This window comes from Kitasatospora cystarginea (assembly GCF_039533515.1).
GTDB classification, from domain to species: domain Bacteria; phylum Actinomycetota; class Actinomycetes; order Streptomycetales; family Streptomycetaceae; genus Kitasatospora; species Kitasatospora cystarginea.
In genome coordinates, this window is the sequence record NZ_BAAATR010000074.1 from 1 (window position 1) to 14,411 (window position 14,411).

At 70.7% G+C, this 14,411-nt stretch carries 16 protein-coding genes; 9 read left to right on the plus strand and 7 right to left on the minus strand.

The genetic code is table 11. The annotated features are described in order from the left end of the window. The first annotated feature begins 113 nt into the window (after positions 1-113). The gene (locus ABD369_RS38340; RefSeq protein ID WP_344641275.1) at positions 114-860 is read left to right on the plus strand and encodes a DDE-type integrase/transposase/recombinase; all 747 of its coding nucleotides are present in this window, start codon (positions 114-116) and stop codon (positions 858-860) included. 60 nt (positions 861-920) lie between these two features. On the opposite strand, the gene ABD369_RS38345 is transcribed toward ABD369_RS38340, so the two are convergent. Continuing rightward, positions 921-1,748 (minus strand): PhzF family phenazine biosynthesis protein, encoded by an 828-nt coding sequence (locus ABD369_RS38345; RefSeq protein WP_344641276.1) that lies wholly within the window; start codon positions 1,746-1,748, stop codon positions 921-923. A gap of 197 nt (positions 1,749-1,945) precedes the next feature. Next, entirely contained in the window at positions 1,946-2,245 is a 300-nt protein-coding gene (locus tag ABD369_RS38350; protein WP_344641277.1) for a hypothetical protein, read from the minus strand. Between the two features lie 922 nt (positions 2,246-3,167). Here ABD369_RS38350 and ABD369_RS38360 point away from each other — a divergent pair. From ABD369_RS38360 to ABD369_RS38375, 4 genes are all read left to right on the plus strand, one after another. Then, on the plus strand, positions 3,168-3,365 hold the full coding sequence (locus tag ABD369_RS38360) for an ATP-binding protein (protein WP_344641278.1): 198 nt from the start codon (positions 3,168-3,170) through the stop codon (positions 3,363-3,365). Then, entirely contained in the window at positions 3,337-3,747 is a 411-nt protein-coding gene (locus ABD369_RS38365) for a winged helix-turn-helix transcriptional regulator (RefSeq protein ID WP_344641279.1), read from the plus strand. Before ABD369_RS38360 ends, ABD369_RS38365 begins: the two co-directional genes overlap by 29 nt. A gap of 19 nt (positions 3,748-3,766) precedes the next feature. After that, on the plus strand, positions 3,767-4,003 hold the full coding sequence (locus ABD369_RS38370) for a hypothetical protein (RefSeq protein ID WP_344641280.1): 237 nt from the start codon (positions 3,767-3,769) through the stop codon (positions 4,001-4,003). 357 nt (positions 4,004-4,360) lie between these two features. Further along, the gene (locus tag ABD369_RS38375) at positions 4,361-4,531 is read left to right on the plus strand and encodes a hypothetical protein (protein WP_344641281.1); all 171 of its coding nucleotides are present in this window, start codon (positions 4,361-4,363) and stop codon (positions 4,529-4,531) included. 139 nt (positions 4,532-4,670) lie between these two features. Here the strand turns inward: ABD369_RS38375 and ABD369_RS38380 are convergent, their stop codons facing one another. Beyond that, complete coding sequence (locus tag ABD369_RS38380; RefSeq protein WP_344641282.1) at positions 4,671-6,704, minus strand: hypothetical protein; 2,034 nt, start codon at positions 6,702-6,704, stop codon at positions 4,671-4,673. Between the two features lie 572 nt (positions 6,705-7,276). On the opposite strand from ABD369_RS38380, the gene ABD369_RS38385 reads away from it, so the two are divergent. The 3 genes from ABD369_RS38385 (at position 7,277) to ABD369_RS38395 (ending at position 10,150) form a co-directional block, all read left to right on the plus strand. Then, positions 7,277-7,816 carry a hypothetical protein gene (locus ABD369_RS38385; protein ID WP_344641283.1) on the plus strand — a complete coding sequence of 180 codons (540 nt, stop codon included), beginning with the start codon at positions 7,277-7,279 and terminating at the stop codon, positions 7,814-7,816. Between the two features lie 851 nt (positions 7,817-8,667). Next, on the plus strand, positions 8,668-9,579 hold the full coding sequence (locus ABD369_RS38390) for a DNA-3-methyladenine glycosylase family protein (protein WP_344641284.1): 912 nt from the start codon (positions 8,668-8,670) through the stop codon (positions 9,577-9,579). A gap of 49 nt (positions 9,580-9,628) precedes the next feature. Beyond that, positions 9,629-10,150, plus strand: a complete 522-nt coding sequence (locus ABD369_RS38395) for a hypothetical protein (protein WP_344641285.1) — start codon at positions 9,629-9,631, stop codon at positions 10,148-10,150. Between the two features lie 95 nt (positions 10,151-10,245). Here ABD369_RS38395 and ABD369_RS38400 read toward each other — a convergent pair whose 3' ends face one another. From ABD369_RS38400 to ABD369_RS38420, 4 genes are all read right to left on the minus strand, one after another. Continuing rightward, positions 10,246-10,485 carry a hypothetical protein gene (locus ABD369_RS38400; protein ID WP_344641286.1) on the minus strand — a complete coding sequence of 80 codons (240 nt, stop codon included), beginning with the start codon at positions 10,483-10,485 and terminating at the stop codon, positions 10,246-10,248. Positions 10,486-10,497: 12 nt separating this feature from the next. Next, on the minus strand, positions 10,498-11,613 hold the full coding sequence (gene ku / locus ABD369_RS38405) for a non-homologous end joining protein Ku (RefSeq protein WP_344641287.1): 1,116 nt from the start codon (positions 11,611-11,613) through the stop codon (positions 10,498-10,500). Between the two features lie 3 nt (positions 11,614-11,616). After that, positions 11,617-12,609: a hypothetical protein gene (locus ABD369_RS38410; RefSeq protein ID WP_344641288.1), complete on the minus strand. Its 993-nt coding sequence runs from the start codon at positions 12,607-12,609 to the stop codon at positions 11,617-11,619. A 539-nt stretch (positions 12,610-13,148) separates the two neighbouring features. Next, positions 13,149-13,304 (minus strand): hypothetical protein, encoded by a 156-nt coding sequence (locus ABD369_RS38420; RefSeq protein ID WP_344641290.1) that lies wholly within the window; start codon positions 13,302-13,304, stop codon positions 13,149-13,151. Positions 13,305-13,513: 209 nt separating this feature from the next. Between ABD369_RS38420 and ABD369_RS38425 the strand changes: the two genes are divergently transcribed. Beyond that, positions 13,514-13,801, plus strand: coding sequence for a DUF6296 family protein (locus tag ABD369_RS38425; RefSeq protein WP_344641289.1), 288 nt, complete (start codon positions 13,514-13,516; stop codon positions 13,799-13,801). Positions 13,802-14,411: the final 610 nt, after the last annotated feature.

Below are 14,411 nucleotides of genomic sequence, written 5' to 3' on the forward strand. Positions count from 1 at the left end.
GGGCTACCTCACCCCACTCGAGACCCGACAACGACACCAGCAGGGTCACGCCTTGGCGGCGTAAACGGACAGTGTCCAACTGCAGGGTGGAACTTCAGTGCTCGGAATCCACGATGTACAGGATCTTGCGCGAGCGGGGCGAGGTCCGAGAACGGCGCCGGCAGGCGGCCCACCCGCCGCGCAAGAAACCCGAGTTGATGGCGGACGCCCCCAACCGGGTGTGGTCCTGGGACGTCACCAGGCTGCGAGGCCCGCACAAGCGGGTCTTCTACTGCCTCTACACGATGATCGACATCTACAGCCGGTACACCGTGGGCTGGATGGTCACCGCCCACGGGAGCGAGGAACTCGCGAAGCAGTTCATCGAGGACACCGTCGCCAAACACGGCGTCAACCGGAACACGTTGACGATCCATTCGGACCGGGGAGCGATCCAGACCGCCAAGTCGGTCGCCGTCCTGATGGCCGATCTCGGCGTCACCAGGTCGCACTCCAGGCCGAAGATCTCCAACGACAACCCGTACTCGGAGGCCCAGTACAAGACGATCAAGTACCGGTTCGACTACCCGGACCGGTTCGGCTCCCTGCCGCACGCCCGGCAGTGGTGCGCGGAGTTCTTCCACTGGTACCACTTCGAGCACCGACACAGCGGCATCGGCTATCACACGCCCTACGACGTCCACCACGGCGAGGCCGAGCTGGTGCGCGACCTGCGGGCCAAGGTCCTCGCCGACGCCTACAACCAGCACCCCGAACGCTTCGTACGCAAGTTCCCCGAACCACCCGCCATACCCGAACAGGCTTGGATCAACAGGCCCTCCGAGCACGCCGCCGAGAAGGAGTTCCAGACCCAAAATTAGGCAACATCACCTGCCTTGATCGCCTTGACAGGTTCCGCTTCGCTTCCCGTCCTTGGGTCGTCAGACGTGCAGGGCACCATCCAAGACCGTGACGGCATTCCCGGTGAGGTGGACGCGGTCGCCGCTCACAGCGGTGCGTACCAGGCCGCTGCGTGCGGACACCTGGAGGCCTGTGAGCTCCTCGCGGCCGAGTCGTGCCGACCAGTACGGGGCGAGCGTGGTGTGGGCGCTGCCGGTCACCGGGTCCTCGGGGATGCCCCGGGCCGGTGCGAAGAAACGGGAGACGAAGTCGTGGCCCAGGTCAATCTCGGTGGCGGGGGCCGTGACGATGACGCCGCGCAGGCCCTCGCGGTTTGTCAGGTCGGCGACGGCGTCGAGGTTCGGCGTGAGAGCCCGGACCGTAGCCTCATCTGGGAAGACCGCGAGCAGGTCGCCGAGGCCGTCGGAGCGGAAGGCGGTCTCGGGGACGGCTCCCAGGGCTTTGTGGAGCTCGTCCGGCATGGGCACCGCGGTGCCGGGGGCCGCCGGAAAGTCGAGCGTGATGGTGCCCTCCGCGTCGGCGTGGGTGACGAGAACGCCGTGGTTACGGCTCAGGAACCGAACGGCTCCGACGAGGCCCTTCGCAGTGCGTAGCGCGTGCGCGGTGGCGAGCGTGGCGTGGCCGCACAGGTCGCCCTCGACTCGCGGGGTGAACCACCGGATGGCCCAGTCGGCCTCGGTCGAAGCGGACAGCGGAAGGGCGAACGCAGTCTCGGAGTGGTTCATCTCGGTCGCGATCCGCTGCATCCACGTGGCGTCCGGCCACGGTCCGGCCGGCAGTAGGCACACAGCAGCCGGGTTCCCGGAGAAGGGACGATCGGTGAAGGCGTCGACGACGTAGAGGTGCATGTCGGGCACCGTAGCGCCACCAGGACCAGTGTCGCCAAGGCCAATCCGAAGTAGGTGGACTGACGTGCCCTCGGCGAGGAACCGGGGTGGGTCAATCTTCGCTGAGAATCGTCAAACCCGCCGCCCCGCCGCGGCGAACACCGCGGCCCGGACAAGTCGCCGAGCGGCGGTGACGGGCATAGCCCGCACATCATGCCTCAGGCTCGCGTGATGCGGGGACCGTCCTCGGGAGGACGGTGACGGGGGCCCAGGTCATCCAGCGTGATCCACCGTTCGATGGTTTCGAGGTCCATGTGGCTGTCGTGGGCGATCAGCTCATAGGGGATGCCGGCCCGCCCCGCCGTCACTACGGCGCGGCGCAGATCGGCGACCCGCGCGGCCAGGCCAGCCTCGCGGGCGGGGGCTGACGCCGTCGCCAGCATCGCGGCGTCCGTTGCCAGTCTGTCGGCCGCTGCCTTCAGCCGCTCGCGGGCCCTGTCCGCATCGCCGCTGTTCATCCGTACACCTTCGTCGTGTGGAGGATCAGCCGAGCTGACGCTCGGGGGCGAGTGCGTGGGAGAGCATCCCCGGCGGAACTTGCCGCCGCCTCGTTCAACTCAACCGTATGGCCTGGAGTCGGGCTACCCGGCCATACGGCTGTGTCGGGTGCAGTGATCAGCTGGCGCAGGAGCATCCGGCGCTGGGGCTTCGGCTGGAGTCTGACGGGGGTCGACGGCCTGCTCATCGGGGTGCAGCAGGTGATGGTGCCGCAGCGGGCCTCCGGCGTGGCGGCGGCCTTGTCCAGGGTGTCTACGAGCCGACGTAGACCTCCCAGGGGTTCCATGCGGGGCCGTGACCCGGACGTTGTCCTGGAGCGAGTAGTAGCAGGAGGTGCCGTTCTCTTCGAAGGTGGCCAGACGGGTTTCCTGGAGGCGGGTGGTGGCGGCGGTGACCTGCTCGATGCTCTCGACCTCGACGCCCAACTGGTCCAGGCCCTCGCCGCCACCGAAGACCGCAAGCTCCGCGAGGACCTCTTTGTCGACCTCCTGCGCCGGGGCTTCACCGCCGAGGAGGCCCGCCGCCAGCTGGACATCGCCATCGACTGGGCCGCTACGCGGAGCTGTTCGGCTACGACGCCGACGACGGCGAACTCACCCTGGACCCTGGAGCCCGCGCCGTTCTGTAGCCGGTCGCTCAGCTGCCCGCGGGCTGCGCGTCGGGCGTGGCCTCGAAGGGCCGGCTGCTCGACCGGGCCCCTGGTCGCCATCGCCGGCGAACTGCTGGCCAACGCCGCCCGCCACGCCGGCTCGGCCCGATTTCGGGCGGTGCTCGCCCTGGAGCCGGGCGGTGACCGGCTGCGGTTCGAGGCCGAGGACCAGGCCGAGGAGCTGCCCCGGATAGTGACCAGAGTGGGCGACCCAGGCGCTCGCGGGCCGGGGCATGCTGATGGTCGAGGCGCTGGCCGACCGGTGGGGCTGCGATCGCACGGAGGACGGCGAGGTCGTATGGGCCGAGCTTGCGCTTTCGGTGCCGCTCGATGCCGCGGTCGTCGAGAGCCGCAGCAGGCAGGGCGCAGCCCGGGCCGACTACGTGCTGGCCGCCCGCATGGGTGCTGCCTCCGCGCGAGAGCGGCGTTGAGCCGGGCCAATACGGCGGCGACCGCGTCCCGGGTGACCGGGTCCGGGTCGGTCACCCGGTCGGCGAGGAGCTCGGCGGCGGCCGCGACGACCGGGGCGGGCAGCGTCAGCGGCACTGCCTCCAAGCGAGACCTGGAGCGCGTCACCGCGCTCGGTGCTACCGCCGTGCGCTACCCGCGCGGTTCGGCGAACTACGCGCCGCCATCGACCGCATCAGCACCAGGATGCTCGCCGACCGGCTGCGCGAACTCATCGACGCCGGACTCGTCACCCACCACCAGCTCCCGCCCGGCCCCGCCACCTACACCCTCACCCCAGACGGCCGCGCCCTGTTGCCCGCCCTGGAGCAGCTCCGCTCCTGGTCCGAACACCGCACCACCTGACCCGCTACAGCCTCGAAGAATGGAACTCCTCATGTCCGAGGGCACCCTGCCCGAGGCGACCTACGTCCGCACCGTCATGGGCTCCGGCCCCGGCCTCGTCCTCGCCCATGGCGCCGGCAGCAGCATCGCCGGCACTTACGGACCGATCCTGGAAGGCCTCGCCGCCGGACACACCGTGGTCGGCGTAACCGCACGCACTCCCCATCGCCGGCACGACGCCCGAGAAGTCCTCAAGGTCCTCGTCCGCTGTCACTGACAGCCGGACCCACCCGTACGGCCCCGCCCGCGACTCCACCCCACCCCGCACTCAGCAGAACCACGCGGCTCCAGCCGACACACGACCACCCATAGGCCGCTCCACCTCGCTGACCCGCAGGCGCGCTCCGGCATGCCAACACCCTTGAGACATGCCACGGTTGACGGGTGACCAGCATCGCCGAGTCCATCGCCAACCTGCCCGGGCCACCGTTCGTCCGAGCGCTACCCGTACGAGTACGCGCTCGACCTCGCCCTCGACCACGACGTCATCCCGACCGAGTACGTCGAGGAAGCCCACCGGCAGGCCCGCAGCGAGCTGCGCCCGGGAATCAAGCGGGGCCCGGACCGGCGTGCTGTGCTGCGCCGTGCGATCGTGCGCTGGTGCCGCGCGAACGGCGAGCAGCTGGAAGACGTCTTCGTGCTGATGGCGGACCGCTACCTGGAGCTGCACTCGATCAACGGTCCCAGCGGCCCCCGGCACGGCGCGGGTCGGGGTGCGTCGGCGAGGGCGGCTGGGAGGATCTAGCCGCGCTCACCGCAGGTCCAGGATCCGCTCGTACTCGGCCTCCTGCGGCGCCCGGCCGGTCGGGGGGTGGAAGCGCAGGTACAGCACCCGCGTGGTGACGACAGTGATCATCCGGCGCTCCCGGGGCTCACCAGACGGTTCAGCATGTCTCGCCTGAGCAAGGTCCCGCGCACGCGAGGGCGTGCTCGACCAGGTCGCGCAGTTCCTTGTCGCGGAGGATCATCGGGTATCCCCCTTCCGCGGACAGGCGGCGCTCCGACTGCCGTACGGCCAGCAGCGCGGCCCGGATCGCCGGGCTGACCTCGCCCATTCCGATCAGGGCTTGGAGCGCCTCGCGCAAGAACCCGAAGCCGTCACCGCCGTCGGCGATCGGCAGCACGAACTCCTCCAGGACCTGCATGCTCGGTTCGGCCTGGCCCGTGATCGCCCAGAGCGTGATCGCCGCGGTGAGCCTCGGCCAGTGCGTGCTGTTCTCCATGGCGATCCGGACCCGGTCCGCGTAAGGTGCCGCGTCGAGGCCGAACTCGGCCAGGGCGCCGATCGGCCCGTGCCAGGGTTCCGCGGCCGCCAGGACCGCGTCGCCGAAGAACTGCAGCGCCGCCGCGCGGTCACCGCCGATGCGCACGGCGGCCGAGGCGACCGCGTGGTGGTTACCCGGGGAGTCGAATACCTCGCAGGCGTGAAGGGCCGGTACGGCGGAGGCGGCAGCCGGGCCCATTGCCGCGAGCACAGCGACCACATGGAGTGCGGTCCAGGTGTCGGCCAGCAGCGGGAGGAGATCGGGCAGGGCCGGCAATGCGTCCTCACCCCATGCTTCCAACACCTCAAGGAACCCGCGGGTCGCACCACCTCGGGCTCCGCCCTGCCGGATCGTCTCCCGCATCGAGGGCAGCAGGACGTCCGCGTGCGCCCGGAGCGGGATCAGCACGTCCTTGATGTCCGGCCGCCTCGGATCACCGATGACGTAGCCGCGGCCCTGCTCCTCCTCTTGCGCGCGGAGCTGCTCGATCAGGCCCGGAAGGGCGCGCGGGTCACCGGTACGGGCCAGTGCCCAGCGGGCGATTTCGCCGACCGTTCCGTCGAGGTATTCGTCGGCCGCGTTGTCGTCGAGCAGTTCGGCGAGCCGGTCGGCGTACGGGGCCGCCGCCGGACCCAGCACCGCGAGCATGTTTGCCGCCCTGAGCCGGACGGCGCCGTCCGGATGGGTCAGCAGCCCGCCCGCCAGCGGCAGCAAGGCGGCTTCCACGGAACGCCGCTCGGTGAGGAGCCGCCACGCCAGGTCCAGTGCCTCCCGGCAGAGCGCGGCGTCTTTGGTGCGGTCCGCCGTCTCGACCAGCCGGACGGCGAAGGAGAGTTCCGCGTCGGGGTCGTGCGCGAGCATCCAGGCCGTCGACCGGACAAGGTCCTCGCGGGTCCAGGGACCGTCGACATCCGGGGTGTACCAGACCTCTTCGAACCGCGGTCGGTGCGCGGGATCGGAGAACACCTCGATCAGCCGGTCCATCTGCCGGACGGGTAGCTCTCGGTCGAGTCCCGCCGAGGCGTGGACGGCCGCGACCCACAACACCGGGTCGTCCCCGGCCAGCACGTTTGCCAGCACCGCCCGCGCCTCATCGAAAGCGTCGCCGATCCTATCGACCCTGGCCTCCCCGGATGCGGCCTCACCGAGGGCGAGCAGCAGCGGGAGCCGCACCGTCGGGACCGTCTCCACCCGCCATCGCTCCAGGAGCCTTACGAGCCCGGCAGCCAGGGGTATCGCCGCCCGCCGCACCGTCGGCTCCGAATCCGCGAGCAGGGCCCACGCTCCCGTCCAGTCCTCGTCCGTCAGGGCCGGTGCCTGCATGGCCACCAGCAGCTCGACGAGGGCGACCCGCGCGCCCATGGCCGGGTCGGCGGCGAGCGCAATGACGAACGGCAGGGCGGCTGCCGCTGCGGACGGCGTCCGCCCCCCGTCCCTGGTGACGAGGGAGTAGAGCGGATAGCAGTTCTCCTCCGTCGCCCCCGCCCCCGCCAACGCGAGCAGGCGCAGCGCCCGCGGTATGTCCTCGACCGGCTCGCGCGGATGCGCCGTCTCAAGCTCGTCCCACGCCACGGAGTCCAGCGCCTCCAACGACATTCCCGTCACCGTCATCCCGTTCACCATCACGTCGTCCCGCTCGCCATCGGCCGTCATCGTCCAGGAAACCCGCCGTCCTGTCGCCCAAATTCGCTGATGCTTCATGAGACGCAGCTCAGCCCGGAGAACCGGGGCTCGCGTGGACGAGGCGGCGCGGGGAGGGGGAGCGCTCGCCCGGGGTCTGGAGGTCGGCCCAGGGGTGGCGGCGCGCGCCGGTCGGCATCACCTCGGGCCGCACCGCTGCGCCGGCGGGGTGCGGCAGCCGCTGGGCGAGGCGGGCGGCGACCGCGTCCAGGCCCTTGTCGGAGCGCAGGTCGGCCAGTTCGCCGAGGTCCCAGCAGGCGGTGCCGGTGATGGGGGTGCGCGGCCCGCGCCGGGTGATGGCGCCGCGCGCGAGGAGCAGGTGTAGGTTCCGGCCGCGCCTGGTGTGTGGCAGAGCGCTGACCTGGGATTCGTGAGCTAGTCCAGATCTATGGCGGGGTAGGTCCGCCCGAATCCGATGGCGGATTCCTCAGGGCAAGCGCGAAACTGTGGCGATGCACTCCACGGGCCCGTGCCAGGTGGGAACCTCTGCATCTGGCCCGAAGCCTTCGAACCAGTACTCCCGCAGTTGAACGGAAGCACCACCGATGAGCCGTCCCGCGATACCCGACCTGGCCTGGTGGTGCGAGGACCCGGAACGGTGGGAGCTTCTGGAGTTCGACGGACGGCACGATGATGACGGTCTGCCCGTCGACATCCGTTGGGAGGACCGACAACAGGTCCTCGAAGCCCTGATGCTCACGCCCGAACCCGGCATCGGGGACTTCGCCAGGTACCTTCTGGTCCAGGAGACCGAGCGCCACCGGCATTCCTGGGGCTTCAGCCACAGCATCGAGCTCGCAGCCCTGATGGTCGCCGAGGAACGCCGGATCGAGGACGTCTGGCTCCTGTGGAACGCCATCTGTCGGAGTTTCGATACCTGGTGCGGACTGCCGCACCGCCTGCTGCTCAGCGCCGGGGTGGCCCGAACTGTCGAGTACGTCAGCAGCTCGAAGCACCCGCAGCGGGACAACCTCCTGGGGCATCTCGGGCAGATGAACGAGACCAATGACGACGAGGTCGCCCAAGCGTTGACTGAACGGCGTCGCCACTACAGCGAGATCCTCGGCGAGCTGGCTGGAGAGTGAGATGCCGAGACCGTGGTGCAGCGAGTACAGACCCATCGGCTGGTTGCTGAAGGCGAGATCGACGTGTTCGAGTACATCCGTGGCCTCACCCCATCCCGGGCCGCTCACCTGACTGCACTGGTCGAGGAGTGCCTCCCACTGCTGAGTGGTGATGGCGGGATGGACTTGGTACGTGAGCGGGGATCCGGTGTCCTCGAAGCCATCATCGTCACGCGCGAATTGCTCGGCTTCGACGAGGTATCTCTGCGAGAAGCCCACTCACTCCGTCGCCGCTGCAGGCGTGACCTTGTGCTGCCCTGCCGTGCGCCCCGCTCAGTCGGCGTTCCCGAACCACCACTCGGCGTTATCCACACTTGCGGCCCAATCGTTCATGGCTCGCTCGATGACGGGGAGTCCGACTTCACGGGCGACCGTCCCCACGATGAACCGTCGGTCCGCCGGTGCCTCGGCCAACCCATTCAGAACGGTGAGACCAGCCGCCAGGGTCCAGCCAGCTCCTCGGGTGAGAAGGGGCCTCCGTGGTATGCCTGGACGCAGACGTTAGCCCCACGCTCGGTCACCTCGAACGCCCCGTCGCCGGCGACCTGCAGTACGTCTCCGGCAGCGCACCCCAGCACCAGGCCTGGACTGCCGGTCAGCTCGAACAGGTCCGCTCCCAGCGTTCGGCGGAGCTTTCGAACGCTTGAGCGAACGCGGATTCGAACGAAAGTCGGCTCTCACCTGCACAGGCGAATCGAACACGCTGCGCCGCTGCCCCGACACAGGTTTCCGATCACCCTCTGCCGTCGCGTAGTGTTCGGCATCGCCCGCGCGCAGGCACGGACAGCAGACCGACCCGGTGGTGAAGAGACATGGACGGCGCGCGGCGCACCTGGCAGCCCGCCTTCACCGTCGACCTCGATCACATTCTCGGCCCCATCTCCCGAGGCGCCGGCGACCCGACAGCCTCATGGGAAGCGGGCGGACTGTGGCGAGCGTTCCGCACCCCGGCTGGCACCGGCACCATCCGGATCACCACCCACCCCCAGACCGCCGAGATCACCGCCACGGCGTGGGGACCGGCCGCCGACTGGCTCCTGGACCGGCTGCCCACCCTGCTCGGCGCCGACGACGACCCCGACCAGCTCGTGCTGCCGCCCGGCCCGCTGCGCGAGGTCCAGCGCCGCAACCCCGGCCTGCGCCTCGGCGCGACCGGTCTGGTCATGGACTCCCTCATCCCCGCGATCCTGGAGCAGAAAGTCACCGTCACCGAGGCCTTCCGCGGCTACCGCTACCTCCTGCGCCACTTCGGCACCCCAGCACCCGGACCACACCCCACGCTGCGGGTCATCCCCTCCGCAGCCCAGTGGGCGGCGATCCCGAGCTGGGAATGGCACAAAGCCGGCGTCGACCCCAAACGCTCCAGCACGGTGCTACGCGCCGTCCGGCTCGCTCCCCGCCTCGAAGAAGCCGCCGCCATGAACAGCGAGGCGGCCTTCGCCCGGCTGACCTCCGTGCCGGGAATCGGGATCTGGACCGCAGCCGAGACCCTCCAGAGATCCAACGGCGACGCCGACGCCGTCTCCGTCGGCGACTTCCACCTCGCCAACCACGTCGGGTACGCCCTCACCGGCCGGGCCCGGTCCAGCGACGAACAGATGCTGGAACTGCTCGCCCCCTTCGCCCCACACCGCCACCGCGTGTGCCGACTCATCCGCCTCACCGGTGCCCGTGCCCCGCGCTACGGCCCCAGACTCGCCCCGAACGACCACCGCCACCGCTGACGCCACGGCCACCACCCCCGCCCCACCGTCCGCGCAGTACGGTCGCAGCGTGAGCGATCAGCACCCGCAGCCCCTCCACCACCCGGCCGGATCCCTGGCACCGGACGCCGTGACCCAGCTGCCAGTCGAAGACCTGGTCTACGAGGCCGCCGACGCCACCGTCCGCACCAGCGCACCAGAGCACGGGCTGCTGCTGCTGGCCGAGCTGCAGCGCCGCGGCGACCACGCACTGTGGGAAGCCGCCCTGGTGTGCCTGGGACCGCTCTCCTCCCGCCCCGTCTACGGCCTTCCCGAGGAAGCCGGCGTGGACCGCCTGCGGCAGATCGCCCGAACCACGCCCGACGCGGTCACCGCCCTGGTTCTCGAACTCCAGGCCCGGCACCGCAGCATCGGCACGCAGGCCGCGCACCTGGTCTGGCAAGAAGCACCCGCCGACGTCCGCCACACCGCCATGCTCCAGCTGCTCATCATGCTGTGCTGGTCGGTCGGGTCCGAGCACGGCCAGCTGACCGCCGCGCAGACGGTGGCCCTGATCAAAAGCCTCGTTGTCACCCCCGGCGTGCCGGAGTGACCGGCGCTCAGCAGTGCCGAGCCGGGCGCGGCGAACGCCCATAAGACCTGTAGTAGAGCCGCAGGCGGGCAGAAGCCCGAATTCGGCCGGTACCGTCACCGTCCGCGTGTCCTGCTCACACGAGCCGACCTCACCATGGACCAGCTCACCACGGCGGGATCGCCCATGCGCTGAACCGGCAGCGCCAGCCCAGCTGAGCCCGCCGAGCCGCTCCTGGGTGGGCCGGCCGCGACCTCACCCAGAGCCTGCTTCTCCAACGCGGCGAGCGCCTGCTGGTCATCCGCGAACTGCACGACCAGGCCCAGCTGCGTTCCCTCGCCGACGCTCGGCGCCACGGATGAACAGCTTCACGATGCGGTGCGTAGACGACGGCCTCGGGGGCGCTGGGCGCGTTCGAGGGCGTGCTGGAGCTGGTCACGGTTCATGGTGGAGCGCTGGGGGATGTCGAGATCGCTGGCCCGCTTGTAGAGCTCGGCCTTCGTGAGCGCCCCCAGGTCCTCGGCTTTGGAGGAGGTCCCGGTGCGCTTCTTCGCGCCAGCGGCGGGCTGCGCCCGCTTCGCGGTGATGGTCTTCTTCCCGCTGGCTGTCTTCGGGGTTCGGCTCGTACGGGGTGCGGCCTTGCGGGCGCGGTGGCGTGAGGGCTTTGCTTCCTCGGCTTCCTGGTCGGCCGTGGCACGGTCCTTGGCGGTGGCCAGGCTGCGGTTGAGGACGTCCATCAGGTCGACCACGTTGGTGGGCGTCTCCTGCGGGCCTTGGGAGACGGCGATCTCCTTGCCGGCGGCCTTGGCCTCGATGAGCTCGCGGACCTGCTCGGCGAAGGTGTCGTGGTACTCGTCCGGGTTCCAGTCGACGGCGAGCATGTCGATCAGCTGCCGGGCCGCGGCGAGTTCCTTCTCACCGACCGCGGTGGTGGCGGCGGGCAGGTCGTCGACCTCGCGGCGGGGGTCGCGGACCTCGTCGGCGAAGTGCATGGTGTGGGTGACCAGCATCCCGTTCTCGGCCTGCACTGCGGTCAGGTACTCCTTGCCGCGCATCGCGAACAGGGAGACTCCGGCTCTGTTCGACTCTTCCAGGGCTTTCACCAGCAAGGCGTAGATCTTGGCGTACTCCTTGCCCTTGGGACCGAGGTAGTAGGTGGTGTCGAAGAAGATCGGATCGACCTGGTCGAGGTCGACGAACCCGCGGATCTCGATCGTCCTGGACCGGCCGGGGGAGAGCTGCTCCAGTTCCTCGGGCTCCACGATCACGTACTCGCCCTCAGCCAGCTCGTAGCCCTTCACGATCTCGCTGTACGACACCTCCTCACCGGTACGCTCGTTGACCCGCCGGGTCCGCACCCGGTCCGCCGTACCGCGCTGGATCTGATGGAAACTCACCGTGTGGGACTCGGTCGCCGAGTACAGCGCCACGGGCAGGGTGACCAGCCCGAAAGACAGCACCCCGGTCCAGATCGGCCTCGCCATCGCTCACCGGCCTCCATTCCTTCGGGCGGCCTTGGCCGCCAACTCCTCCACCTGCCGGCGCGCCGCCTCAGCGGCCCACTCGGCCTTCTTCACCGCCCGTCGGGCGTCTTCCCACTCGCCCTGCTTCCTCACATACGCCCGCTCCGCATCATCCCGTTCTCGCACGGCCTGCTCGGCCTCAGCCTGGGCCTGCCGCAACCTGCTGGCGGCCCGCTCGGCCCGCGAGGTGGCTTTCTCACGGACGGCGGCCAGACGCTCCAGCTCGCGGTCGAGGCGTTGCACCGTCTGCCGTGCGAGGTCGAGGTCGCGCTCCGCCCGGGCGTCAACGTCGCTGGCCTGGTTGAGGCGCTCGGCCCACCTCCGGTCCGCAAGGTCCGTCTGCTCGGATGCGCGTGTGGGTGGAGCTGGTCGTGCGCGGTCGTCGGTGCGCAGGGACGGCGGGTGCGCACTGTGGGCGGGTGCCGGGGCCGCCGGGGCTGCCGGGCGGTTGGGGAGGGCGAGGGTGGCGAGGGTGGCGAGGGTGTCCGTGGTCGTCGCCGGCGGCAGGGCCTCGGTCAGGCGGCCGGCGGCGAGAACGCTGGCGGCTGTTTGGCTGCCGGTTGCGGCCAGCAGGGTCTGTTCCAGCTCGGCGAGCGCGCTCTGGCCGATGCGGTGGCCGCGTGCGGTCGCCGCTGTGCGGGCGGCATCGACGAGCTGGCCGGCCAGGCGGTGGCGCTGGGCGGTGAGTTCGCGCATTCGCTCGCCCTCCAGCCGTTCCTGGGCCTCGCGCAGAGCGCATCCGAGGTCCAGCAGGTGCCGTACGCCGGCGGGGTCGGTGCGGGTGAGGAGGTTGACCAGCCAGGCGCCCTGAGTGGGGCGGCGCAGGCGGCGGATGCGATCGGCGAGTGCGCGCTCGCCGCCGTGCCGGGCCTGCTCGGTGGCCGCGTTGCGGGCCGCGGTGAACCGGTCCGGTGGCAACCCGTAGAGGCGCTCTGCCACCGCGTCGAAGTCCTCCACCAGCGCTCCTGACCGGCCGCCGCGCACGTCGTGCTGCCAGGGGTTGGCGGCAGGGTCCACGCATCGGGGCCGAAACAGTGTCCCTGCCGCCGTCGCGGCATCCGGCCGCCCTTCCCACAGTGCCGGATGTCCGTGGCGCACGCCTATGGCAGGCAGAGGGCCGATCGGGCCCGGACACGCAGAACGCGTACCAGCTCCGCGGTTGCCCGGGGTTGCCCGCGCGCGGGCTGACGGGCGCGAGACGGCCAGGGGTGCCCCGGCCTGCGCCGCCGCCGGCTTCGGAACCACCGTCCGCCTCGCGCGGGAAGCTCCGGGTGCGGCGCGTGGCCGCGATGACGCCGTCCCGGCGGCGCGATGCACTGGCGCAACCAGAACGCACGCCATCCAGCGTCCTGGCCGCGCAGCGCCGGGAACGCGCCCGTGTCCGCAGCGAGAAAGGCATCCGCTGGGGCGCGTCCTCTCAACCCGGCGGTCTGACCGCCCGCGCCGTGATCGTCGGCGGTCCAGTCGAGCGGCCTCACCCCGGGAACGAGCCCCCGTCAGGGCGTTTCGGGCTTGCGGGCCAAGAGGCAGGCGTGCGGTCTGCTCACGCGTCCGCCGGGCTCCTGTTCCACTCTCGCGGTGACGACGAGTCCGGCCTGGTCCAGCAGGTCGCCTATGCGGTCCACGGCCAGGAGGTACGACTCGTAGGACACCGGACGGCCATAGCCGCGGGTCGGCTGCAGACGCTCAGCAGCAGGGCCAGCCAGTCCAGCAGTACGTGAGCTGCGGATCCGGGGGCGCACCCGGCGTCGACGATGCCGGTCTCGGTGGCTGCCTATCATGATGGCGAAGCTGGGGCCGGTCCCGGGCGCTGGGACCTGGGGAGGGGCTGGCGGCCCCGAGACGGTCGGAGGTGCTTTCCGTGACAGCGGTCCGGCGATACGGCATCACGCTTCCCGGCGCGCCCGGCAGCCACGGTCCGCCCACCGTGATCGTGGTCTACCTGACGTCGGACCTCACCGCAGACGGGCGGCCGGTCTACGCCGACGACTCTGGTGCCTTTCGCGTCCAGATCACCGACGAGGATGTTGCCCAACCCCTCACGGACACCGTCTCCCCCTCGGGTGGCCGCGGACAGGAGCAGTGCCTGCACGCCGAGGCCCTGCCCCCACCCGGCGGAGCCGACGGCGCAGGCTTGTCGCAGCGGTGAGGCCCGGGGCCGGGCTGCCGTTTCCCGCACGCCGATCCGGTGGCAGCCTACGAGGAGTTCTCCGTTCTCCCGCCAGTACGTGTCGCCTGGCGCCCGGGCGCGGAACGAGGCGGACATCGTGCGGGAGGAAGTCCGCTGGATGGGCACCTGAGCCGGCGCGGTGCCGTGCCGAAGAGGAGGCGTCGGCCGTCAGAACGCCTTGGCCCGTGCTTCCCGCAGGTCCGGACCGAGGAGGGGTGAGGGAGCCGATCTCGCGGCGCCCGCTCGCCCGCTTCGAAGCCCAGTCCGTGCTCGTCGCGGTCATCCCATCACATCGGCACCGCGACCGTTGTGTCCAAGATTCCCCCCTACCGGCACAGCGCCATGCTTCGCCGGCCCTGTCACTGCCCGTTCACCTATGAACCAGCGCGAGTGGTCGGCAGCGGACACAGGTGGGCGTCCCTTCGCCGCAGCCGCCCCTGCTCACTTGCACGGCCTTCCTGCGGCTACCGCCCTGACCCACGCGGAGCCGCGCCGTGACCGGGGCAGGCGGTCAGGTGATTCAGTGCAGGAGAACGGCCAGGAGTTCGGCGAGACTGGGGCCGGCGTCGGCGGGATGGCGTAGTTGTTT